General features: G+C 62.9%; 21 protein-coding genes. 9 read left to right on the forward strand and 12 right to left on the reverse strand.

The features are described 5' to 3' along the window. The first annotated feature begins 245 nt into the window (after positions 1-245). The 5 genes from AB6809_RS17140 to AB6809_RS17160 are packed head-to-tail and all read left to right on the forward strand — an operon-like array spanning position 246 to position 4,031. Positions 246-677: a DUF1178 family protein gene (locus AB6809_RS17140; RefSeq protein WP_029969785.1), complete on the forward strand. Its 432-nt coding sequence runs from the start codon at positions 246-248 to the stop codon at positions 675-677. Between the two features lie 48 nt (positions 678-725). After that, the gene (locus AB6809_RS17145) at positions 726-1,922 is read left to right on the forward strand and encodes an acyl-CoA dehydrogenase family protein (RefSeq protein WP_029969784.1); all 1,197 of its coding nucleotides are present in this window, start codon (positions 726-728) and stop codon (positions 1,920-1,922) included. 10 nt (positions 1,923-1,932) lie between these two features. Then, positions 1,933-3,060 carry an acyl-CoA dehydrogenase gene (locus AB6809_RS17150; protein WP_029969782.1) on the forward strand — a complete coding sequence of 376 codons (1,128 nt, stop codon included), beginning with the start codon at positions 1,933-1,935 and terminating at the stop codon, positions 3,058-3,060. 36 nt (positions 3,061-3,096) lie between these two features. Continuing rightward, on the forward strand, positions 3,097-3,555 hold the full coding sequence (locus tag AB6809_RS17155) for a MaoC family dehydratase (protein WP_006052883.1): 459 nt from the start codon (positions 3,097-3,099) through the stop codon (positions 3,553-3,555). Continuing rightward, positions 3,552-4,031 carry a MaoC family dehydratase gene (locus AB6809_RS17160; RefSeq protein ID WP_029969779.1) on the forward strand — a complete coding sequence of 160 codons (480 nt, stop codon included), beginning with the start codon at positions 3,552-3,554 and terminating at the stop codon, positions 4,029-4,031. The genes AB6809_RS17155 and AB6809_RS17160 overlap by 4 nt, the downstream gene beginning before the upstream one ends. A gap of 120 nt (positions 4,032-4,151) precedes the next feature. Here AB6809_RS17160 and AB6809_RS17165 read toward each other — a convergent pair whose 3' ends face one another. The 6 genes from AB6809_RS17165 to AB6809_RS17190 form a co-directional block, all read right to left on the reverse strand. Then, a complete protein-coding gene (locus AB6809_RS17165; protein WP_029969777.1) occupies positions 4,152-4,853 on the reverse strand; it encodes a glutathione binding-like protein in 702 nt (233 codons plus the stop codon). Between the two features lie 158 nt (positions 4,854-5,011). Continuing rightward, complete coding sequence (locus AB6809_RS17170) at positions 5,012-6,271, reverse strand: acyl-CoA dehydrogenase family protein (protein ID WP_029969775.1); 1,260 nt, start codon at positions 6,269-6,271, stop codon at positions 5,012-5,014. Positions 6,272-6,381: 110 nt separating this feature from the next. Then, positions 6,382-7,488, reverse strand: coding sequence for a phosphotransferase (locus tag AB6809_RS17175; protein WP_029969773.1), 1,107 nt, complete (start codon positions 7,486-7,488; stop codon positions 6,382-6,384). 20 nt (positions 7,489-7,508) lie between these two features. Beyond that, complete coding sequence (locus AB6809_RS17180; RefSeq protein ID WP_006052878.1) at positions 7,509-8,225, reverse strand: histidine phosphatase family protein; 717 nt, start codon at positions 8,223-8,225, stop codon at positions 7,509-7,511. Between the two features lie 9 nt (positions 8,226-8,234). After that, positions 8,235-9,023: an oxepin-CoA hydrolase, alternative type gene (locus AB6809_RS17185; RefSeq protein ID WP_006052877.1), complete on the reverse strand. Its 789-nt coding sequence runs from the start codon at positions 9,021-9,023 to the stop codon at positions 8,235-8,237. Then, the gene (locus tag AB6809_RS17190) at positions 9,020-10,576 is read right to left on the reverse strand and encodes a 3-hydroxyacyl-CoA dehydrogenase (RefSeq protein ID WP_371026883.1); all 1,557 of its coding nucleotides are present in this window, start codon (positions 10,574-10,576) and stop codon (positions 9,020-9,022) included. Before AB6809_RS17190 ends, AB6809_RS17185 begins: the two co-directional genes overlap by 4 nt. A 125-nt stretch (positions 10,577-10,701) precedes the next feature. Between AB6809_RS17190 and AB6809_RS17195 the strand changes: the two genes are divergently transcribed. Next, positions 10,702-11,349 (forward strand): glutathione S-transferase, encoded by a 648-nt coding sequence (locus tag AB6809_RS17195; RefSeq protein WP_029969770.1) that lies wholly within the window; start codon positions 10,702-10,704, stop codon positions 11,347-11,349. A 145-nt stretch (positions 11,350-11,494) separates the two neighbouring features. On the opposite strand, the gene AB6809_RS17200 is transcribed toward AB6809_RS17195, so the two are convergent. After that, positions 11,495-12,667, reverse strand: a complete 1,173-nt coding sequence (locus AB6809_RS17200; protein WP_029969769.1) for a pyridoxal phosphate-dependent aminotransferase — start codon at positions 12,665-12,667, stop codon at positions 11,495-11,497. Between the two features lie 122 nt (positions 12,668-12,789). Beyond that, complete coding sequence (locus AB6809_RS17205) at positions 12,790-13,317, reverse strand: putative toxin-antitoxin system toxin component, PIN family (protein WP_310034470.1); 528 nt, start codon at positions 13,315-13,317, stop codon at positions 12,790-12,792. Between the two features lie 57 nt (positions 13,318-13,374). On the opposite strand from AB6809_RS17205, the gene yaaA reads away from it, so the two are divergent. Further along, complete coding sequence (gene yaaA / locus AB6809_RS17210; protein ID WP_006052872.1) at positions 13,375-14,157, forward strand: peroxide stress protein YaaA; 783 nt, start codon at positions 13,375-13,377, stop codon at positions 14,155-14,157. A 50-nt stretch (positions 14,158-14,207) separates the two neighbouring features. Continuing rightward, the gene (locus AB6809_RS17215; RefSeq protein ID WP_029969767.1) at positions 14,208-15,371 is read left to right on the forward strand and encodes a M14-type cytosolic carboxypeptidase; all 1,164 of its coding nucleotides are present in this window, start codon (positions 14,208-14,210) and stop codon (positions 15,369-15,371) included. 208 nt (positions 15,372-15,579) lie between these two features. Here the strand turns inward: AB6809_RS17215 and AB6809_RS17220 are convergent, their stop codons facing one another. The 4 genes from AB6809_RS17220 to AB6809_RS17235 all read right to left on the reverse strand — a co-directional run bounded on the left by AB6809_RS17220 (position 15,580) and on the right by AB6809_RS17235 (position 19,508). After that, positions 15,580-16,209 carry a BspC domain-containing protein gene (locus tag AB6809_RS17220; RefSeq protein ID WP_029969766.1) on the reverse strand — a complete coding sequence of 210 codons (630 nt, stop codon included), beginning with the start codon at positions 16,207-16,209 and terminating at the stop codon, positions 15,580-15,582. A gap of 215 nt (positions 16,210-16,424) precedes the next feature. After that, positions 16,425-17,099: an energy-coupling factor ABC transporter permease gene (locus AB6809_RS17225; protein ID WP_029969765.1), complete on the reverse strand. Its 675-nt coding sequence runs from the start codon at positions 17,097-17,099 to the stop codon at positions 16,425-16,427. A gap of 107 nt (positions 17,100-17,206) precedes the next feature. After that, positions 17,207-18,088, reverse strand: a complete 882-nt coding sequence (locus AB6809_RS17230) for a response regulator transcription factor (protein WP_029969763.1) — start codon at positions 18,086-18,088, stop codon at positions 17,207-17,209. A 205-nt stretch (positions 18,089-18,293) separates the two neighbouring features. Next, on the reverse strand, positions 18,294-19,508 hold the full coding sequence (locus tag AB6809_RS17235) for a DUF2863 family protein (protein WP_029969761.1): 1,215 nt from the start codon (positions 19,506-19,508) through the stop codon (positions 18,294-18,296). Between the two features lie 268 nt (positions 19,509-19,776). Here AB6809_RS17235 and AB6809_RS17240 point away from each other — a divergent pair, with 268 nt between their 5' ends. Then, a complete protein-coding gene (locus AB6809_RS17240) occupies positions 19,777-20,892 on the forward strand; it encodes an AI-2E family transporter (RefSeq protein WP_029969760.1) in 1,116 nt (371 codons plus the stop codon). Positions 20,893-20,979: the final 87 nt, after the last annotated feature.

Raw genomic sequence — 20,979 nt, forward strand, 5'->3', positions numbered from 1 at the left:
TTCGCACGCGTGAGGCTGATACGTCGTTGGGGGCGAAGTGCTGGGCGTTGGCTCACGCACGCACGCCGCATTGCGCGGGAGTCATACAGCCTTCGGCAGGGGTCTGCGCAAAGCGTTAAAATCGCCCACCGCGCCTCATCTTCCGGCAGCGCACAACTCGTCGCGCGTTGCGCGTGAAGTTTTTACGAACGACCGTTCACAAATTTTCGTTTTGCGCTAAACTGGCACGCAAGCCCTGATTCCATATGAAGGTCCTCGATTTACAGTGTCCGCACGGCCATCGGTTCGAAGGGTGGTTTGCTTCGGCTGATGACTTCGAATCGCAGCAGTCCCGCAAGCTGGTCGAATGTCCGATTTGCGGAGCGAAAGAAGTGAGCCGTTTGCCGTCGGCTCCGCGCCTGAATCTCTCTCATGGGGTAGAGGCGAAAGCGAAAGCGCCCGCGGCCGCAGGTGAATTGCAGGCGCGTGTCATGCGCGCATTGCGCGAGGTACTGGAAAAGACCGAGAACGTGGGCGACCGCTTCGCCGAGGAAGCGCGGCGCATTCACTACAACGAAGCGCCCGCCCGCAATATTCGCGGTGTCACAACGCCGGAAGACGCGCGAGCTTTGGTCGAAGAAGGCATCGAAGTGATGCCGCTGCCGGTCCCGGCTGCCTTAAAGGAACCTCTGCAATAGCGCAGTGGCTCTCTGGCGGCGGGTGGTGGCGGCCAGGAGACACTACGCATGAATCTGGACTATTCCCCCGCTGAGAAGGCGTTCCGCGCCGAGATCCGCGCCTGGCTCGAAGCCAATCTGCCTCGCGAATTCAGCGAGAAGGTACTCAACCACAAGCGTTTGAACCGCGACGACTTCGCCAACTGGCACAAGCTGCTGGGCACGCGCGGCTGGTCGGTTGTCGCGTGGCCGACAGAATACGGCGGTCCCGGCTGGGATGCCACGCAACGCCATATCTGGGACGAAGAGTGCGCCCGTGTCGGCGCGCCGACAGTGTTGCCATTCGGTGTGTCGATGGTCGCGCCGGTTCTTATGAAGTACGGCAACGAGGCGCAGAAACGCTACTACCTGCCGCGCATTCTCGACGGCACTGACTGGTGGTGTCAGGGCTATTCAGAGCCGGGCTCCGGTTCCGATCTCGCATCGCTGCGCACGCGTGCCGAACGGGTCGGCGATCATTACGTGGTCAATGGGCAGAAAACCTGGACCACGTTGGGGCAGCACGCGGACATGATGTTTTGTCTCGTACGCACCGACAGCGGCGCGAAGAAGCAGGAGGGCATTTCGTTCCTGCTCATCGACATGAAAACACCGGGCATTACCGTTCGGCCGATCATCACGCTCGACGAAGACCACGAGGTCAACGAAGTTTTCTTTGAAGACGTGAAGGTGCCGGTCGAGAATCTGATCGGCGAGGAAAATCGCGGTTGGACTTACGCAAAATATCTGCTCGGGCATGAGCGCACCGGCATTGCGCGCGTCGGCCAGTCGAAACGCGAGCTGGTTTTTCTGAAGCGCCTCGCGCTCGATCAGAAAAAGAACGGCAAGCCCCTTTTGAATGACCCGGTATTCGCTGCAAAAGTCGCGAATCTCGAGATCGAACTGATGGCTCTCGAAGTCACCGTGCAACGCGTGGTCGCTAACGAAGCAGGCGGACGCGGACCGGGACCGGAAGCGTCGATGCTGAAGATCAAGGGCACGGAGGTGCAGCAGGCGTTGACCGAACTCATGGTCGAAGCCGTCGGGCCACTCGCCGCTCCGTTCGACGTGCCGTTCCTCGAGGGCGAACGCGAGCACAGCATTGCTGGAGACGACGATGCCGCGCCGCTGGCCGCGTATTACTTCAACTTCCGCAAGACGTCGATTTACGGCGGCTCGAATGAAATTCAAAAGAACATCATCGCGCAGATGATTCTCGGACTTTGAGGAGCGGCGCATGGACTTCACTTTCAACGACGAGCAGCAACAATTCGCCGACGCGCTGCGCCGCTATCTGGACAAGAGCTACGGCTTCGAAGCGCGCCAGGCGATCGTGCGTTCGGATGCCGGTGTGTCGGACGCTCACTGGGCAGCTTTCACCGAGTTGGGCCTGACCGCATTGCCGGTGCCCGAAGCGCAAGGCGGTTTCAACGGCGGACCCGTCGATATGCTCGTGGTCATGCAGGAGCTCGGCCGCGCTTTGGTGGTCGAGCCTTATTGGGCGACGGCAGTGGGCATCGAGGCATTGCGGCTTGCCGGGACGGGCCAGGGCGAAGACGTGTCGCTGCTCGAGCGTGCGGCCCAAGGCGAGATCAAGCTCGCGGTCGCATTCCACGAACCGCGGGCGCGCTACGATCTGTTCGACGTCGCGACCACCGCGAGCGGACAAGGTGAACAGCACACGCTTACGGGTACGAAATCGGTCGTGATACATGGCGCGCAGGCGCATCACTGGATCGTGCCCGCGCGTGCCAATGGCGAGATCGCACTTTTCGTCGTCGCGCGCGATGCGGCAGGCGTGACCCTCACCGACTACCGCACCATCGACGGACAACGCGCCGCAACCCTGCAATTCAACGGCACGCCGGCACGCCGTTTGAGCGGGCCGCACTCGGGCGCGGCGGCCCTCGAGCACATCGCGGACTACGGCACGCTGCTGTTGTGCGCGGAAGCGCTCGGCGCGCTCGACGCATTGAACGCCGCAACCGTCGACTACACGAAGACGCGCCAGCAGTTCGGCCAACCCATCGCGCGCTTTCAGGCATTGCAGCATCGCATGGTCGAGATGCTGATTCACGCCGAGCAGGCGCGTTCGGTCACTTATCTTGCCGCCATGCGCTATTCGAGCGAAGACGTCGACGAACGCCGCCACGCCATTTCCGCGGCCAAGGTACGCGTGGGGCAGGCTGCGCGTTTCGTCGGCCAGCAGGCGGTGCAGTTGCACGGCGGAATGGGCGTGACGAACGAGGTCGCCGCCGCGCATCTGTTCAAACGTCTCGCTATCATTGAAACCACGTTGGGCGATGTCGATCATCACCTCGCACGGTTTGCCGCGCTGCCTGCGTTTGTCAGCACGGAAGTTTGATTAGCCGACCGAATTAGCCAGCCAGGAGATAAAGAGATGGGTCTGAGTTACGAGGACATGACGGTCGGCTCGACGACCGAAATCGGCAAGCACACTTTCACGCGCGAGGAAATCGTCGAGTTCGCGCAGAAGTTCGACCCGCAACCGTTCCATGTCGACGAAGCCGCCGCCGAAGCGTCCGCATTTCGCGGATTGGTGGCGAGCGGCTGGCACACCTGTTCAGTGATGATGGGCATGCTGGTGCGCAACGCGTTGGCGGGCTCCACGTCGATGGGCTCGCCTGGCATCGACGAAATACGCTGGCTGAAGCCGGTTCGCGTCGGCGACACGATCACCATGACGAACTCGGTGCTCGACAAGCGCGTGTCGGAGAGCAAGCCGGATCGCGGCATCGTGTCCACGCAATGGGCGGGCATCAATCAGCATGGCGAGACGGTGATCACGGTGCGCTCCAAAGGCCTGTTCGGCTTGCGCAATCCGGGCGCTTCATCATGACTGCGCCGAGCGCGTCGCCTGGTGCCGTGTTCCGCGATCGTGCGGCGCTGCGTGCGCTCGTCGGCGGAGCGCCGCTTGTCAGTGACTGGGTGACGATCGACCAGCCGAGTGTCGATCGTTTCGCCGAGGCCACCGGCGACCAGCAGTGGATTCACGTCGACCCCGAACGCGCGCGGCGCGAGTCGCCATTCGGCGGTGCGATCGCGCACGGTTTCATGACGCTTTCGCTGATTCCGGCGCTGCTGCAAAAAACGGTACGGCTCGAGCAACGCATGGCCGTGAACTATGGATTGAACCGCGTGCGGTTCACGTCGCCGGTATTGGTGGGCTCGCAATTGCGCGCGCAGTTCGCCGTTGCGTCCGTCGCCGATGTCGACAATGCGGGCGTGCAAGTGATATGGAATGTGGCCGTGGAGCGGCAGGGCGCTGACCGGCCAGTGTGTATCGCCGAGTTCATCACGCGCCACTATTTCTGAGCGCTTGACGGGCCGCTTCGAAAGCACACGGCGCGGGCGGCATGCGAGCCGCCTCGCGCCCTCTGCGCGAAAGAAAAGCGCGCAAGGCGGACGGCACGAGGCACACGCCGCAGCTACGTCCTAATGCTTCGCGTACTGCGTCGCGCCGAACAGCACCTCTTTAGCCTTGTCGTCCATCAGCGGTTTGCGTGCGGACGCGAGCACTTCGACACCACGCATAACCGCCGGACGTGCGGCGATCTCTTCATGCCATCGCTTCACGTTCGGAAACGCGTCGAGTTCGACGCCCTGGTTCTGCCACGAACGCGTCCACGGAAACGATGCGATGTCGGCAATCGTATAGTCGTTCCCGGCGAGATATTGCGTCTTGCCGAGCTGCTTATCCATCACGCCATACAGGCGCCGCGTTTCGTTCGTGTAGCGGTTGACCGCGTATTCGATCGGCTCGGGCGCGTAGATGCGAAAGTGGTGCGTCTGCCCGAGCATGGGACCGAGTCCGCCCATCTGAAACATCAGCCATTGCAGCACTGAATAGCGGGCAGCCGGATCGGTCGGCAGAAAGCGGCCCGTTTTTTCGGCGAGGTAAATGAGTATCGCGCCCGACTCGAACAACGCGAACGGTTTGCCGTCCGCGCTTCGTGGGCCTTCGGAATCCGTAATGGCCGGAATCTTGTTATTCGGACTGATCTGCAAAAATTCGGCGCTGAACTGATCGCCGGCGCCGATGTTGATTGCGTGCACGTTGTACTCGAGGCCCGTCTCCTCGAGCATGATATGGACCTTGTGGCCGTTCGGGGTCGCCCAGCTATAGACGTCGATCATCCTCGCTCCTTTTCGTTTATGACAGCGGCGCCACCGGGGCGCCGCGCTTCGCGAAAATTAGAGCATAGATCGCACGATGCTGCTGGCGACAGCCCAAGACCGTCGCGGTCAAAACGCCGCCGCCAGCGGAGCATAAAACGTTTCCCGCACGCAAGACATCAAACGCGCGTAACCGGCGTCTCGACGCGAGCCGCCGCGCCCGGCTTCATATAACGCGCGAGTTCGAGCTTGGCGATCGCGTTGCGATGCACTTCATCGGGACCGTCGGCGAAACGCAGCGTTCGGGCCGACGCATAAGCGTACGCGAGCGGGAAGTCGTCGCTGATGCCGCCGGCGCCGTGCGCCTGGATCGCCCAATCGATCACCTGACACGCCATGTTAGGCGCGACCACCTTGATCATCGCAATTTCGCCGCGCGCGCTCTTGTTGCCCACCGTGTCCATCATGTACGCGGTTTTGAGCGTAAGGAGGCGCGCCTGTTCGATCATGCAGCGCGCTTCTGCAATGCGCTCCTGCGTCACGCCTTGCATCGCCACGGGCTTGCCGAAGGCGACGCGTTGCAGCGATCGTTTGCACATCAATTCGAGCGCGCGCTCTGCAAGGCCGATGAGACGCATGCAATGGTGGATGCGTCCGGGTCCGAGGCGCCCTTGCGCAATCTCGAAGCCGCGGCCTTCACCGAGCAGCATGTTGGCCGCCGGCACGCGCACGTTCTCGAGCGTGATTTCCATGTGGCCGTGCGGCGCGTCGTCGTAACCGAAAACGGAAAGCGGACGGCGCACCGTGATGCCGGTGGCGTCGGCGGGAACGAGGATCATCGACTGCTGTTGATGGCGCGGCGCATCGGGATCGGTCTTGCCCATCACGATGTAGATCTTGCAACGCGGATCGCCCGCGCCCGAAGACCACCACTTGTGCCCGTTGATCACGTAATAGTCGCCATCGCGCACGATGCTGGTCTGGATATTCGTGGCATCCGACGAAGCGACTTCCGGCTCCGTCATCAGAAATGCCGAACGAATGTGCCCTTGCAAAAGCGGTTCGAGCCATTCGCGCTTGTTCTCTTCGCTGCCGTAGCGCTCGATGGTTTCCATGTTGCCCGTGTCGGGCGCATTGCAATTGAACACCTCGGGCGCCCAGGGCACGCGGCCCATGATTTCGCACAGCGGAGCGTATTCGAGGTTGCTGAGCCCGGCGCCGCGCACCGAGTCGGGCAGGAACAGGTTCCACAACCCGGCGTCGCGCGCTTTCTGCTTGAGTTCTTCGATCAGTTGCGTCGGCTGCCACGCGTTGCCGTCTTGCCGGTTTTGCGCGATCTCCGCGTAGAACGCGTGCTCGTTCGGATAAATGTGCTCGTCGAAAAAGGCGAGCAGCTTTTCGCGCAGCGCCTGAACCTTCGGGGTGTAATCGAAATTCATCTATGACCTCGCGGATAACGGACGACATTCAATGTGGGCGTTGCCTGAAGTGCAAGCATGCAAGCGCGCGAGCATGCCCGCGTGATGAAGCGCGGCAGCCGCGCCGGTCATCAGCGCACTTTCTGCGCGTAACGCCAGGCGAGCTCGGCCATCGGTCTCGCGCGACGGCCTGCGTCGAGAGCTTGTGCGCTCGCCGCCGTGCCATCGACGACACGCTTCATGATTCCCTGCAAAATCGCGGCGATACGGAACATGTTGTAGGCGAGGTAAAAATCCCAGTCGCCGCGAATCTCAAAGCCGGTACGTTTGCAATAGCGCTCGACGTACTGCTGCTCGTCGGGAATGCCCAGCGCTGCCCAGTCGAGACCCGCGATGCCGCGAAACTGCGCGGGATCGACGTGCCACGCCATGCAGTGATAGGCGAAGTCCGCGAGCGGATCGCCGAGCGTCGACAACTCCCAGTCGAGCACGGCAAGCACTTTCGGTTCCTTGCGATCGAAGATCAGGTTATCGAGCCGGTAATCGCCATGCACGACCGACGCGCGTTGCCCCGTCTCGGCCGGCATATGCTGCGGCAGCCATTCGATCAGGCGCTGCATCGCGTCGATGGGTTCGGTTTCGGACGCGACATACTGCTTGCTCCAGCGGCCGATCTGACGCGCGAAGTAGTTGCCCGGCTTGCCGTAGTCCGAAAGGCCGACGCTATCCGGCTCGACACTGTGAAGCGCCGCGATCACGCGATTCATTTCGTCGTAGATCGCGGCTCGTTCATCGGCGCTCATGCCCGGCAGCGACTGATCCCATAACACGCGGCCTTCGACGAACTCCATCACGTAAAAGGCCCGGCCGATCACGCTTTCGTCCTCGCATAACGCGAGCATGCGGGCGACGGGCACGTCCGTGTCGGCAAGCGCATGCATCACGCGATATTCGCGCTCGACGGCATGCGCGGACGGCAGCAATTTCGCCGCAGGTCCAGGCTTCGCGCGCATCACGTAAGCCCGCGAGGGCGTGACCAGTTTGAACGTTGGGTTCGACTGGCCGCCGGCGAACTGTTCGACCGTGAGCGGCCCCGAAAAACCGTCGACGTGTTGCGCGAGCCACGCGGCGAGCGCGTCGCCGTCAAAGCGCTGACGCTCGTTGACGGGGCGCGTGCCCTCGAAGGCCGAGTAATCCGCTTGCTGTTCCGGCTCGCCGCTGTGTGACGCTTGCGCCATGTGTCTCCTCCGGTTCGGTTTCAGCTACGCGTGGATTGGATGAATTGTGCGTAGAGAATTTCCATCGTCGTATTGCGGATGTCGCGATGCAGCGGCGACGGCGGCGAATAGTTGATTGCACGCAGCACCCAGTCGCGTGGTGCGGTGCCTACGTCGAGCGCATTGATGCAGCCGGTGGCCTGCGCGAGATGCCCGAAGAACGTGCGGCCGCCCGCGGTGAGCGCATGCGACAGAATCGCGCGATTGACGCCGCCGTGCAGCACCAGCAACACCGTGTCCCACGAACTGTCTTCGCGCAACGCGGCGACCGCGGGCACGACGCGATCGAACAACTCGCCGATCGTCTCGCCATCGAGAAAGCGCGTGCTTTCCGGCACGATACCGTCGAACACGCCGAGAAACGCCGCTTCGAGGTCTTGCAGCGGAATCTGCCGCAGCTTGCCGCCGCGAATCTCCTGCCAGGCCGGCTCGATCTCCAGTTCGATCTGCTGACCGGTCTCGGCCAGCACGCGCTGCGCGGTTTCGATCGTGCGCGGCAAGCCGCTGACGATCACGCGATCGAAGCGCACCTGCTGCTCAGCGAACACGCGGCCCGCCGCGCTCGCCTGTTCGCGGCCGTTGGCGTTCAACGGCACGGTTTCAGGATCGATCGTGCGGCCGGAGTCGTCGAAGTACGTCACGTCGCCGTGACGCATCAGGTAAATGCGGCGGCGCTTGGGTAGCTGATAGGCGGCCATGATCCTTGTTCACTTGTACACGGGAGCGCGTTTTTCGAGGAACGCGGAAATGCCCTCGAGCCCCTCGCGATGATGCAGCGAAGCGACGAAGTTATCGCGCTCCGCAACCAGATGCGTGGAAAGCGGCTGCGTGCCGGCCGCGCACACCAGCGTCTTGATGCGCGCGACCGAATTGGGCGAGATCTTGCCGAGTTCGTCGGCCCACGCAACCGCGGCGTCGCGCGCGGTGCCCGGCTTCGCCAGTTTGTTGACGACGCCCACTTCGTGCAAACGCGCGGCGCCGATCGGCTTGCCTTCGATCAGCACTTCCGTTGCGAGTTGGCGAGGCAGCGCTTGCGCGAGGAACCATGAGCCGCCGCCGTCGGGCGTGAGGCCGACGCGCGCATACGACATCACGAATTTGGCGTCTTCCCCAGCGACGATCAGATCGCACGCGAGCGCGAGCGAAAAGCCCGCGCCGGCTGCGGCGCCGTCGACGGCCGCAATAATCGGTTTCGATGAAAACCGCAGCGCCGAAATCCACTCGGCAAGCAGGTCGATGCTTTGTGCCTGCACGGAAGGATCTTTCGCGCGATTTTCGAGCAGGCGATTCAGATTGCCGCCCGCGCAAAAAAAATTGTCCGCACCCGCGATCACGACGGCGCGAATCGACGGATCGCGTTCCACCGAATCGAGCGCTTCGATTCCGGCCGCGTACATGTCGGGATGCAGCGCGTTGCGAGCGCCGGGATTGGACAGCGTGAGGACCAGCGTCGATTCGCTTTCGGGCGGGCGCGAGGTCAGCAGTTCGGCGCTCATGATTGTGTCTCCGTGGGGTTGTCGGCGGCGTCGCATTGCGTGAGCGACATGCCGAGTTGCGCGCGGCGCGCGAGCCACGGCGATGGCCGGTAGCGCGGATCGCCGAGCACGTCGTACATGTTGCGCAGAATGGTGAGGATGGTTGCCGCGCCGAGCGCGTCGCCGAGTGCGAGCGGGCCGCGCGGATAGCCGAGGCCGAGCGTCACGGCGAGGTCGATGTCTTGCGGCGTCGCGATCTGTTTCTGCGCGATGTCGCAGCCGATGTTGACGATCGTCGCCACCACGCGTTGCGCGACGAAGCCTGTCGAGTCGCGGATCACGGTGACGGGCACGCCGTCGGCGGCAAAGAGCGCGTGGCCCGCATCGCGCGCGGCGCGTGTGGTCGCGGGCGTGGTCATCAGCGTGCGGCGTTGCGCGCCGACGAGCGGAAAGAGCGCGTCGATCGCGACGACGCGGCTCGCGTCGAGCGTTTCGTCGACGGCGGCCGTGCTTGCGTCGTGGCCGAACGGCGTGACGACGATCAGCGAGTCGGCGGCGGGCGTCGCGCCTTCGTCGAGTTTCACGCCCGCCTTGCTGATGAGTTCCACGACGGCATCGTAGGCTCCTGGGTAACGCTTGCTGACCCACACGCTGCCTGGCAACGCTGCGGGCGCGGGCGCCTCCGCGGGCACCTGCTGCTTGCCGTCTTCGTAGCGATAAAACCCTTCGCCCGTCTTGCGTCCCAGCAGTCCGCCCGCGAGCCGCGTGCCGGTGATGGGCGAGGGCGTGAAGCGCGGCTCTTCATAGAACTGATGGTAGATCGACTCCATCACCGGGTGCGAGACGTCGAGCGCAGTCAGGTCGAGCAGCTCGAACGGGCCGAGACGAAAGCCCGCTTGCTCACGCATGATCCTGTCGATGTCGACGAAGCTCGCCACGCCTTCGCCGGCCACGCGCAGGCCCTCGGTGTTCATGCCGCGGCCCGCGTGATTGACGATGAAGCCCGGCATGTCTTTCGCGCGGACCGGTGTGTGGCCCATACGGCGCGCGAGGTCCATCAACGCGTCGCCCGCCTCGCGGTCGCTGCGCAGGCCGTCGATCACTTCGACGACTTTCATCAGCGGGACCGGATTGAAGAAGTGATAGCCGACCACGCGCGACGGGTCGGTACAGCCCGCGGCAATCGCCGTGATGGACAGCGACGACGTGTTCGACGCGAGCACGCAACGCCCGCTGACCACAGTCTCTAGCTCGCGAAAGAGCGCCTGCTTGACGTCGAGTTTTTCGACGATCGCTTCGATCACGAGATCGCAGTCCACCAGTTCGCTGATCGCATGCGCGGGCTTGACGTTGGCGAGCGCAGCCAGCGAGCGGGCTTCGTCGAGCTTGCCTTTGGCGGTCAGCTTGGCGAACGTTTCGGCGAGGTAGTCGCGCGCGGCGCCGATAGCAGCCGGGTTGGTGTCGTACAGGCGCACGCTCAGGCCCGCGAGCGCCGCGATCTGCGCAATGCCGCGGCCCATCGCGCCGCTGCCGACAATGCCGATAGTCTCGATGCTGAAGTTGCGAGAGGTCATGATGTTGCTCGACTCCATGGTTATTTTAGAATAGCACGCTCGTGCAATTGCTCGATGGTTGCGCGGCGGCCGCCGCCTCTGCTCGGACCGGCGGCCTCACCTACCGAAGCAATGAGGAGACAACGATGATCAAGCTCTGCGGATTCGCGCTTTCGAACTACTACAACAAGGTGAAGTTCGTTCTGCTGGAACACGGCATCGAGTTCGAGGAAGTGTTCGTGCAGCCGAGCCAGGACGAGGCCGTCGTCGCGCATTCGCCGCTTGGCAAAGTGCCTTACCTGCAGACGGAAGACGGCGATCTTTGCGAGTCGCAATGCATTGTCGAATACCTGGCCGCGCGCTTTCCCGACAAGCGGATTTTCTCCGCCGATCCGTGGGAGGCCGCGAAGGAGCGCGAGTTGATCACGTTCGTCGACGTGCATCTGGAGCTGACGGCGCGCAATCTGTACAAGGAAGCGTTTTTCGGCGGCACCGTCAGCGACGCGACCAAGGGCCGCGTCGAGAAGCTGCTTGCGCATCACATCGCGGGCTTCAGGCGGATCGCGAAGTTCGCGCCGTACTTGCGCGGCGAACGGTTCAGTATCGCGGACGCCGCGGGCTTCGTGAGCTTGCCGCTTGTCGGCATGACGACGCAGGCCATTTACGGTCGCGACTTTTTGCTCGATGCCGGCGTGGACTGGAAAAGCTATGTGAAGGCGATCAACGGACGGCCCGCCGCGCAGCGCGTGACCGAGGACCGTAAGGCGTATATCGCGGCGTCGCGTCCGGCTTGATGCAACGCGGCGCGCAATGCAAGGAACGACGTCACGCACAATGCAACGCGCGACATGAAGCGAGCCGCGCCGCGCACCACACGCATTAGCCGCTACGCGCGATGGCGAGGAACGTGGGTTCGTTCGCAGCATCGCGCGCGACATGCTAGAGCCGCGCCAGCCGCTCGAGCGCCGTGGCGAGCGTGCTTTCCTGCTTTGCAAAACAGAAGCGCACCACACCGGACTCGTGCGCCTCGTGATAGAACGCGGAAACCGGAATCGCCGCGACGCCGATCTCGCCGGTCAGCCACTGCGCGAATTCGGCTTCGGGCAGATCGCTGATGGCCGAGTAATCGACGCACTGGAAGTACGTGCCCGTGCAAGGCAGCAGCTTGAAGCGGGAATTCGCGAGACCGGCGCGGAAAAAATCGCGCTTCTTCTGATAGAACGCCGGGAGCTCCAGGTAGGGCGCCGGGTCTTTCATATAGTCGGCCAGACCGATCTGCATCGGCGTGTTCACGGTGAACACGTTGAACTGGTGCACTTTGCGGAATTCCGCTGTCAGCGCCGCGGGCGCCGCCACGTAGCCGACTTTCCAGCCCGTTACGTGATAGGTCTTGCCGAAGCTGGACACGACGAAGCTGCGCTGCGCCAGTTCCGGATAACGCGCCACGCTCTCGTGCGGCGCGCCGTCGTAGACCATGTGCTCGTACACTTCATCGGACAGGATCAGCACGTTGGTGCCGCGCACGATGTCTTGCAGCTTGCGCATGTCGTCGGCGCGCCAGACCGTGCCGGTCGGATTGTGCGGCGTGTTGATCAGCAGGAGCCGCGTTTTCGGCGTGATGGCGGCGGCGAGCTTGTCGAAGGGGATCGCGTAGTCCGGCGCGTCGAGCGTGACGAATACCGGCTTGCCGCCGGCCAGTTCGATCGACGGAAGATAGCTGTCATAGGTCGGCTCGATCACGATGACTTCGTCGCCAGGATGGACCGTGCACAAGATCGCGGTCAACAGCGCCTGCGTGGCGCCGGCGGTGACGGTGATTTCCGTCGTGGCGTCGTAGCGGCGTCCGTACAGGTTGGCGATCTTCTCGGAGATGGCTGCGCGCAGCGGCGCGGCGCCTGCCATCGGCGGATACTGGTTGTGGCCGTCGCGCATCGCGTTCGCGACCGCATCCACGATGCGCGGATCGCAGCCGAAGTCGGGAAAGCCCTGGCCGAGGTTCACCGCACCTTTCTCGGCGGCGAGCGCGCTCATCACGGTAAAGATCGTGGTGCCGACGTTCGGCAGGCGCGAGGGAAACGAGGGACTCATGGGCGTGTCGTGCGGTGCATTCATGGCGCTGTTCGGCGAAACGGGTGAGTGAGCGAAGGCATCGTTTAAAACCGGCGAAGCCTGATTGTAGGGAATCGCGGCGCGGCGTGCGCGGCTGCTGTGTGCCGACGGCCGAGAGGCCAGGGTTATACCGGGGTTTCCACGGCTGGGGTCGCCGCGTTCGTGGAAGCGCTTGCCGAACCGCCAGGCGCTTCACTTAGCGAAGCCGCGAACGGCGCCGGCTGTGCGATCTGAAAGCCGAAATCTCGCGCGATCCGCTTCGCCAGTTTCAGCACGGCGCGGTCTTTCGAAATCAGCCAGTGCGCTTGCGCTGCGTGCGCGAGTTCGAGGAATTTCTGATCGTCGCGGTCCTTGCATTTCGGCAGCGGCCGCGCGTCTTCCGGCTCCGCGGCGAGCTCGACAAGCTGCGCGAGCCGCGCGACGACGGCCAGCGCCGCGGACTTGTCCACGTTGCGTTCGACGAATTGCGGATAGTCGAGCACGTAAGTCAGTTCGGCGAGGCAACGGGCGTCGATCAGCGCGGCGAGCGCGCCGCTTTCGAGCGCGGCGCGAATCGGCCGCGTGTGCGGATCGTCGAACACGAGAATGTCGATCCAGACATTGGAATCGAGAACGACGCGCAAAGCGCCGCGTGAGGCATGGGAACCGGGCATTCGTTACAATCTGGCTTTCGTCTTTGACCGCCAGGCACGGCGTGCCTGCAAGCCTCTATGATAATCGTTCTGTCGCCGGCGAAATCGCTCGACTACGACACCCCGCCTCACGTCAAGAAGCACACGATCCCCGATTTCATCGACGATGCCGCGGAATTGATCAGCGGTCTACGCCGTTTGTCGCCGCAACAGATCGCCTCGCTGATGAGCATTTCCGACCAGTTGGCGCACCTCAATCACGAGCGCTACGCGCAGTGGTCGCCGCGCTTCGGCACGGACAACGCGAAGCAGGCCGTGCTCGCGTTCAACGGCGACGTGTACGAGGGCTTCAATGCGAAGACCTTGTCGTCGGCGGATCTGGACTTTGCGCAGAACCATGTGCGCGTGCTTTCGGGACTGTATGGCCTGCTGCGTCCGCTCGATCTGCTGCAGCCGTACCGTCTGGAGATGGGCACGCGCCTCGCCAATCCGCGCGGCAAGGATCTCTACGCGTTCTGGGGCGAGCGCATCACGCAGGCGCTGAACGCGCAGTTGAAGAAGCGCGCCGCGGGTTCGCGGGTTCTCGTGAATTGCGCGTCGGGCGAATATTTCAGGTCGGTCAAGCCGAAGCTGCTGGACGCGCCGGTCATTACGCCGGTGTTCGAAGACTGGAAGGGCGGCCGCTACAAGATCATCAGTTTTCATGCGAAGCGCGCGCGCGGGTTGATGGCGCGCTATGCGGTCGAGAACCGCGTCGACAAGCCGGAACAACTGAAGGCGTTCGACTCCGAAGGCTATGCATTCGACGCTAAAGCGTCGAACGATTCCACTTACGTATTTCGCCGCCGCGTCGCTGACTAGGCGGAGCGCCGCCCGACGGAGCGCCGCACAATCATGCAGGGAACCACATCATGAGTTTATCGATTACGAGCAACTTCGACGCAGGCGCGATCGAGGTGCTGTCCTGCGCGACCGCGGGCAATATCCGCTTGCGCGTTCGGCCGGACAGCCACGCGGAGTTCGCGCAGTGGTTCTACTTCCGGCTCTCGGGCGCGGCCGGCGAGCGCTGCGTGATGACTTTCGAAAATGCGGCGGCGTGCGCGTTCGCGGAAGGCTGGCGCGACTACCAGGCCGTGGCCAGCTACGATCGCGTGAACTGGTTTCGCGTGCCGACATCGTATGACGGCCGGGTGCTCACCATCGACCACACGCCGGAGTTCGACCGCATTTACTACGCGTACTTCGAGCCGTACAGCGAGGAGCGCCACGCCGAATTTTTGGGCGCAGTTCAACAGATGCCGCAGGCCACGCTGACCGAACTGGGCACGACCGTCGAAGGCCGGCCGGTTTCCCTGCTCACGCTCGGCACACCGCAAAGCGGCGATATGCTGAAGATGCCGAAGAAAAAGGTCTGGCTGATCGCGCGTCAGCATCCGGGCGAGACGATGGCCGAATGGTTTATCGAAGGACTCGTGAAGCGGCTCGTCGGCTGGGGCGATTGGGCGGGCGATCCGGTTGCGCGCAAGCTCTACGATCACGCGGTGTTCCACATCGTGCCGAACATGAATCCGGACGGCAGCGTGCGCGGCAATCTGCGCACCAACGCTGCGGGCGCCAATCTGAATCGCGAGTGGATGGAGCCGGATGCCGCGCGCAGTCCCGAGGTGCTCGTGGTGCGCGACGCGATTCATGCAACCGGCTGCGATCTGTTCTTCGACATTCACGGCGATGAGGCGCTGCCGTATGTTTTCGTGGCCGGTTCCGAGATGCTGCCCGGATTCACCGAGCGGCAACGCGAGGAACAGAAAGCGTTTATCGAAGCCTTCAAGCAGGCGAGCCCTGATTTTCAGGACAAGTACGGCTATGCTGCGAGCAAGTATCGCGAAGATGCGCTCAAGCTCGCTTCGAAATATATCGGCAATGAATTTGGCTGCCTGTCGCTGACGCTCGAGATGCCTTTTAAGGACAACGCCAACTTGCCCGACGAACGCGTGGGCTGGAACGGCGAGCGCAGCGCGTCGCTCGGGGCGTCGATGCTGCAAGCGATCTTGCGGCATCTGGAGACGTTTGGCTGATCTGCTGCGCGCGATTGCAATAGAAGGGAAGGGCACACACGGATTGCGTGTGTGCCTTTTTTATTGGCGGGTCAGGGGAGCAGTAGGGTGCCGAGTTTGGATTCGCGCGGACGCTCGCGAAGCGTTGGTCGCCATGCTGAATTCCCAGCTACCGTCATACGCGGCGTATCGCCGGCATCGGACGCGCGCTGTCAGAGCTTTCTCCGTCTCAGTGCTTCTTCTTCACCGGCGCTTTCTTGCTCGACGATTTACTCGACGTGCTCTTCGACGATTTGGCCGTGCTCTTCTTTGCACTCTTGCCACTTGCCGCCTGCTTGCCCTTGCTTCCGCGATGCTTGCCCGACGTCGCGCGCGACTGCGGCTGCTCCACGCTGCGTGCGCGCGTAGGCGGCACCGGGTCGTTCCAGCTAAACGCGAGCATCTGCGAGCCGACGTAGCCGCAACGGAACTTCAGATCCGCTGCGTCGCCTGCGCCGTTCTGACGGATGCCGAGTCCTTCCACGGTGACGATGTTGTCGACTTTGACACGCTGCTTGCCCTCGTCGAACGAATCGTTCCACGGCGTGATCGACGCGTGTGCGCTGTCGAACGAACTGGGAGGAAACTCGACGTGATCAAAGGCGGTCGACGTGCTCGCGACAAAATTGCCATGCGCTGCGCAATCCGCGACGAGCGGGTCGGCGCGCATTTCATTGACAAATCTGTTGACGAGGTCGTTGTGCTGTTCGAGTTGGTCGGCGAATGCGGGCGCGGTGCAAGCGAGCGAGAGGCTCGCTGCGAAACTTGCCAACCGGCCGACCAGCCGCAGTAATCGGCGCGGTGCGTTGGTGCAATCCATCAAGTTCGTTAGACGCTAATAAGACGTGAGGCACGTAAGATGCCTGGCGGCATGGTTGAGTTCAATCGTGCCGCAACTATTTTTCGACCGCTATTTTGCGGGGCTTTGTTATGCGAGGCGCGCGTTTGCTCGCAACGGCGCGGCAAGCTCACTCGCACGCGAGCCGTGCCTACGAGCCGCACATACGAGCCGCGCGCTACGACCTTGCGTCTCACTCAAGTGCGCGGTCCGCCGAGCCGGTATCGCCGGACATCATAAGTGGTGACCCATGCAGGGCGGTAGACCGCGATCAATGCGGTGGACATCCCCGTGAACCAGGCTTCGCCCGTGGCCAGCAGAAGCACGCTGAGCGCGTAGCCCGCCGGTATCACAGTCGCGGAACCGCCGGCGAGCGCAACGTGAACACCGAGCGCCGCGGCCGCCGTGAGCGAAACGGCAATAGCCGGCGACAGAAATCCCTGGCCGAAGATAAACATGAAGAGATTGCGTGGCAGCCACGCAATGCTGGCCCGCTGAAGCAGCGTGGAAATGCCGACCGGCACCGCGCCGAATACGAGAAAAGTCAGCGCGATGCCTTGCCACGGTGCGTCGAAGATGAGACCCGCGAGGCCGGTGACCACCGCCATTGCAAGCAGTGCGAGCGCCCAGTCGAACAGCGTGACGACGAGCGTTGCGCCGAGCAGATGCATGACCGTGCCGTCGTCGAGCCACGCGTTGCTTGCCCACAGCACAGACACGGCGACGATGATCGCCAGCCACACGTGCTGCAACGTGCCGTCCTGAAGTCGTTTGAAAGGATTTTTCCACAGCGCGAGCGCGACCACTATCGCAGTGGCGATCCAGCCACCGACAGCGATCCAGAATGGAAGCGGTGTGTAGAGGAAACCCATGAGTCTCATATTACTCGTTGGACGACAAAAGGTGTGAGCGGATTCCATGCCAGCCGATGCACGCGCTGGCAGAAATCGCGCATCACGCTCGCGCGCGGTCCGTCACCTCATGACGAACCTTCGGTGACGGGCTCTGGCGGAAGGTCGGCGGCGGATTCGCCGTCGTCGTATGCCGTGCCGGGCTCGGCTGCCATCGGCAAGGGCGCCGCCGTCTCGTTAGCCGACAACGGGTATTCGAAGCGCCGCAGTGCTGCGCGCCGCAGCGGCACCAGGCCCGCTTGACCCATGACCGGACGAAGCAGGCTCTGTCCTTTATTGCGCAGTACTTGTAAATGGTTCGCCAGCCAGCCGTTGTAAAGCGCGACCGCGGCCGCGCGATTGGGTGCGCCGAGTTGCTGGAATATGCTCGTCAGATGGATCTTGACGGTGCCCTCGCTGATGCCGAGCGTGCGCGCAATCATCTTGTTGGTGCTGCCCATATGGACGCAGCGCATGATCTGCTGCTGGCGAGGCGACAGTCCGTTCGACAACCTGACGCGGCGCGGCGGCGGGCTTTTTTCGTCGAACGGGCGGATCGCCGTGTCTGCCGGCAGCGGCGGCTTGAGCGGCAGCGCGCCGGACGGCACATAGTGCCCGCCGAGCAGCACCATTTCAAAGGCGCGCACGATCAGGCACGGGTCCGTTTCGCGCGGCACCACGCCGCGCACGCCCTCGTCCATGAGTTCGCTCACCGCCTTCGGCGAAATCCTGTCGGTCAGCACCGCGATGCGCAGGTCCGGATAGTGGCTAAGCAGATGCCGCACGTCCTTGACCGACATCCAGTCCTGCCAGTCGATAACGAACAGGTCGGGCCACTGACGCTTGAGCGTGCGTTCGGCCTGGCGCCAGTCTTGTGCTTCGTTAAAGCGCGCAAGCCGGTTGATTTGCCGCAACAGCGCTTTGAGGCCGTCGCGTCGTTCCGCGTCTGAGTTGAGTATCGAGAATCGCATGCATGTCTCCAGATGTGTCGGGCGAATTGGCGCGATGCAGTCGCCTCGCGTTGTGCCAGGCGTTGCGATGCGTCGCCGTCTCTATCATGACAAATTCCCTTCGGTTTGACGGCCTGTCCAAAAGGCATAAGAGGAATGACATATGAAAAAGCCCCGCACAGGGCGAGGCTTTTGATGGACTGCAACACGCCGGCGGCGCGCTTGCCTAGTGAAAGTGCGGCTGCGCGGGCTCGGCGTCTTCGGGCATTTCGGCGTGAACGATTTCGCCGAGCGGGTCGGCGTAGAGCGGCACGCCGCAGTCATCGCAATATTCAGGCTCGAACCGGCCTGCGTGACGGCGCACGTCAGTCACGCCGGTTTCCTTGAGCAGCGCGACGATTTCTTCGAGCGGAGCGTCCGGCGGCGCAGTTTCCTGCGGCTCTTCATCGATGCCTGCTTCTCCGTTTTCGCGGCCGTACAGCGGCCACACGACGCCGTAAATCACCTCGTTGCTGCCGCGGCGCGTGAAGCCGACGCGGTATTCGTCGATGCGGCGCTCGCCGAAGCCGGCAACCACGGCGCGCAGTTCTTGCGGCGCTGCGCCAATTGTGTCGAATAGATAACGCACGGCGGTCCGGACGGTGTGAGGACGCACGCGTTCGTCAGCGTCGCGGCATGCGGAGTAGTACGCATCCGGCAACAGACACTCGAATTCGCAGCCCGGCAGCACGAGCGACAGGTTGGCGCCGCCCTGCGTTGCCCATTGCTCGAGACATTGGCCGCGCTCGATCCGGCTGCCGTGTTCCTCTTCCTGCCAGCGAAAGGTCGGCTCGCCGACCGGGGCCGCGACCACCGCCAGGAGGAAGCGCGGGTCGGCAAGAATCGGCGACGTTTCCGGCAATTCGCCGAAGTTGAGTTTGAGATTGCCGCCGGCCATGGCTGCTTGTGCAAGCTGCTGTGCAATGCGCCAGGTTTCGACGTGATGGCGCGGCAACTGGTCGATGCTATACAGGAACGGAGCCATGGCGACGCGCGTGTTGGCCGCGAGCACGTGCGCCTGCAGATGCGCGCGCAGGGCGTCGGCTGCGTCGGTCTTGAGCGGACCTGACGGAATCATGTAGCGCGTCCACGCGAGGATCGGCGCGGCGATCAACAGCGCTTCATACGCCACGCCTTCATGCTCGATGACGAACGACTCGCTGTGCGTTTCGGCCATGTCGGCAAGCGCGCCGTAGGCATCGGGATGATTCTGCTGCAGATGGTCGAGCGCTGCGTCGAGCGTGGTCTGGTTGGCGTTGCGCACGATCTTGGCCAGCAGTGCATCGAGTTTCGCTTCCCAGAAGCGGTCTTCGGTGCGGCTGCCCGACGCGAAAAGCGCGAGCGAAAGACCGACAAGTTTGTCGGCATCGGGGGGGAGACGTTTGGCGATTCGCGAGCGCATAAATCCGGAAGTTGGGTGCACAGAACCTTATATTCTAGTCGTTTACGCCGCGCCATATTATTCGGGACGCAGCGCGGGATCGATTAGGACGTTTCCACATGAAAAATCAGACCGGCGCCGTACGTGCGACGTACGTTGTGTTGGGACTTCGTCAAATAATATAAGAGGGCGGGGAAGCGGAAGTCGCTTATATATACTGACCGCTTTTTACGGGCGTCGACGCGCGTCCGTGCTCGCCGCCTCGGTCTGGCGCAACAGGAGATTCATGGTGAAATCGGACCAATTGATTGAACGTCTCGCGGCGGTGTTTGCCCTGATTATCCTGGTGGGCGGCTCGTTGCTGGTTCTCGCGCCTTTTACGACCGCTCTCTTGTGGGGCGCGATTCTCAGCTACAGCTCGTGGGGACTCTACCGGCGACTGACTGCGGCGGTTGGCGGAAGGCGCAAGCTGGCTGCGACGTTGATCGTGCTCATCATCCTGATCGTGGTGCTGGGACCGTTCGTCTACGCCGGGTTTGCGTTTGGCGCGCACGTCCACGACATAGTCGCGCTGGTCCAGAGGTTGTTCGAAGCAGGCTTGCCGGATTTGCCGCCTTGGGTGGCGCGAATTCCCGTGGTCGGTTCGAGCATCCAGAGTTTCTGGGAAAGTCTGACAAGCAGCAATTCCGAACTGATCGCGCAGTTGCGTACGCTTGCGGCGCCGGCCGGTAAGTGGATCCTTGCCGCAGGGATTGCCGTGACTCACGGTCTCGGCCTGCTCGCGTTAAGTATCATATTGGCCTTCTTCTTTTACACCGGAGGAGAGGGCGCCGGCGCGTGGCTGAACGCAGGCATGCGGCGTATCGCGGGTGAGCGCTCCGACTATCTGCTGGCGCTGGCGGGCAGCACCGTCAAGGGCGTGGTCTACGGAATTCTGGGCACGGCGCTCGTTCAGGGCATCTTGGCTGGCTTCGGCTGCTGGATCGCTGGTGTGCCGGCGCCTGCATTGTTGGGACTGGCTACGTTTTTTCTCTCGGTAATACCGGGCGGGCCTGTGATCGTATGGCTGCCCGCGGCCATCTGGCTCTATCACGGCGGTGCAACCGGCTGGGCGATTTTCCTGGTTGTGTGGGGCGTGCTCGCTGTGGGCATGTCGGACAATGTGATCAAGCCGATTCTCATCGGCAAGAATAGCGACATGCCGTTGATTCTCGTCATGTTGGGCATTCTCGGCGGCGCATTCGCGTTTGGCTTCCTCGGGGTCTTCATCGGACCGACGCTGCTGGCGGTTGCATACACGGTGCTGCATGACTGGACCATCGGAGCATCCACTGCGGGCGCATTGAGGCCGGACGCCAAACCGCCTGTTACGGAAGAAATTGGCCGTATAGAAAAGGCGCCTTGAATAAATGCAGATAACGCTTGCAAGGCGCCAGCCGGCTCGCTAGAATCTCGCTCTTTCGTGCTCCGGACGCCGGGGCACGGGAAGCGG

The organism is Paraburkholderia sp. RCC_158 (assembly GCF_041355255.1).
GTDB lineage: Bacteria > Pseudomonadota > Gammaproteobacteria > Burkholderiales > Burkholderiaceae > Paraburkholderia > Paraburkholderia graminis.

Coding starts and splice junctions, on each gene's coding strand:
- AB6809_RS17140 (WP_029969785.1), top strand. CDS start 246: ATGAAGGTCCTCGATTTACAGTGTCCGCACGGCCATCGGTTCGAAGGG.
- AB6809_RS17145 (WP_029969784.1), top strand. CDS start 726: ATGAATCTGGACTATTCCCCCGCTGAGAAGGCGTTCCGCGCCGAGATC.
- AB6809_RS17150 (WP_029969782.1), top strand. CDS start 1,933: ATGGACTTCACTTTCAACGACGAGCAGCAACAATTCGCCGACGCGCTG.
- AB6809_RS17155 (WP_006052883.1), top strand. CDS start 3,097: ATGGGTCTGAGTTACGAGGACATGACGGTCGGCTCGACGACCGAAATC.
- AB6809_RS17160 (WP_029969779.1), top strand. CDS start 3,552: ATGACTGCGCCGAGCGCGTCGCCTGGTGCCGTGTTCCGCGATCGTGCG.
- AB6809_RS17165 (WP_029969777.1), bottom strand. CDS start 4,853: ATGATCGACGTCTATAGCTGGGCGACCCCGAACGGCCACAAGGTCCAT.
- AB6809_RS17170 (WP_029969775.1), bottom strand. CDS start 6,271: ATGAATTTCGATTACACCCCGAAGGTTCAGGCGCTGCGCGAAAAGCTG.
- AB6809_RS17175 (WP_029969773.1), bottom strand. CDS start 7,488: ATGGCGCAAGCGTCACACAGCGGCGAGCCGGAACAGCAAGCGGATTAC.
- AB6809_RS17180 (WP_006052878.1), bottom strand. CDS start 8,225: ATGGCCGCCTATCAGCTACCCAAGCGCCGCCGCATTTACCTGATGCGT.
- AB6809_RS17185 (WP_006052877.1), bottom strand. CDS start 9,023: ATGAGCGCCGAACTGCTGACCTCGCGCCCGCCCGAAAGCGAATCGACG.
- AB6809_RS17190 (WP_371026883.1), bottom strand. CDS start 10,576: ATGACCTCTCGCAACTTCAGCATCGAGACTATCGGCATTGTCGGCAGC.
- AB6809_RS17195 (WP_029969770.1), top strand. CDS start 10,702: ATGATCAAGCTCTGCGGATTCGCGCTTTCGAACTACTACAACAAGGTG.
- AB6809_RS17200 (WP_029969769.1), bottom strand. CDS start 12,667: ATGAATGCACCGCACGACACGCCCATGAGTCCCTCGTTTCCCTCGCGC.
- AB6809_RS17205 (WP_310034470.1), bottom strand. CDS start 13,317: ATGCCCGGTTCCCATGCCTCACGCGGCGCTTTGCGCGTCGTTCTCGAT.
- yaaA (WP_006052872.1), top strand. CDS start 13,375: ATGATAATCGTTCTGTCGCCGGCGAAATCGCTCGACTACGACACCCCG.
- AB6809_RS17215 (WP_029969767.1), top strand. CDS start 14,208: ATGAGTTTATCGATTACGAGCAACTTCGACGCAGGCGCGATCGAGGTG.
- AB6809_RS17220 (WP_029969766.1), bottom strand. CDS start 16,209: ATGGATTGCACCAACGCACCGCGCCGATTACTGCGGCTGGTCGGCCGG.
- AB6809_RS17225 (WP_029969765.1), bottom strand. CDS start 17,099: ATGGGTTTCCTCTACACACCGCTTCCATTCTGGATCGCTGTCGGTGGC.
- AB6809_RS17230 (WP_029969763.1), bottom strand. CDS start 18,088: ATGCGATTCTCGATACTCAACTCAGACGCGGAACGACGCGACGGCCTC.
- AB6809_RS17235 (WP_029969761.1), bottom strand. CDS start 19,508: ATGCGCTCGCGAATCGCCAAACGTCTCCCCCCCGATGCCGACAAACTT.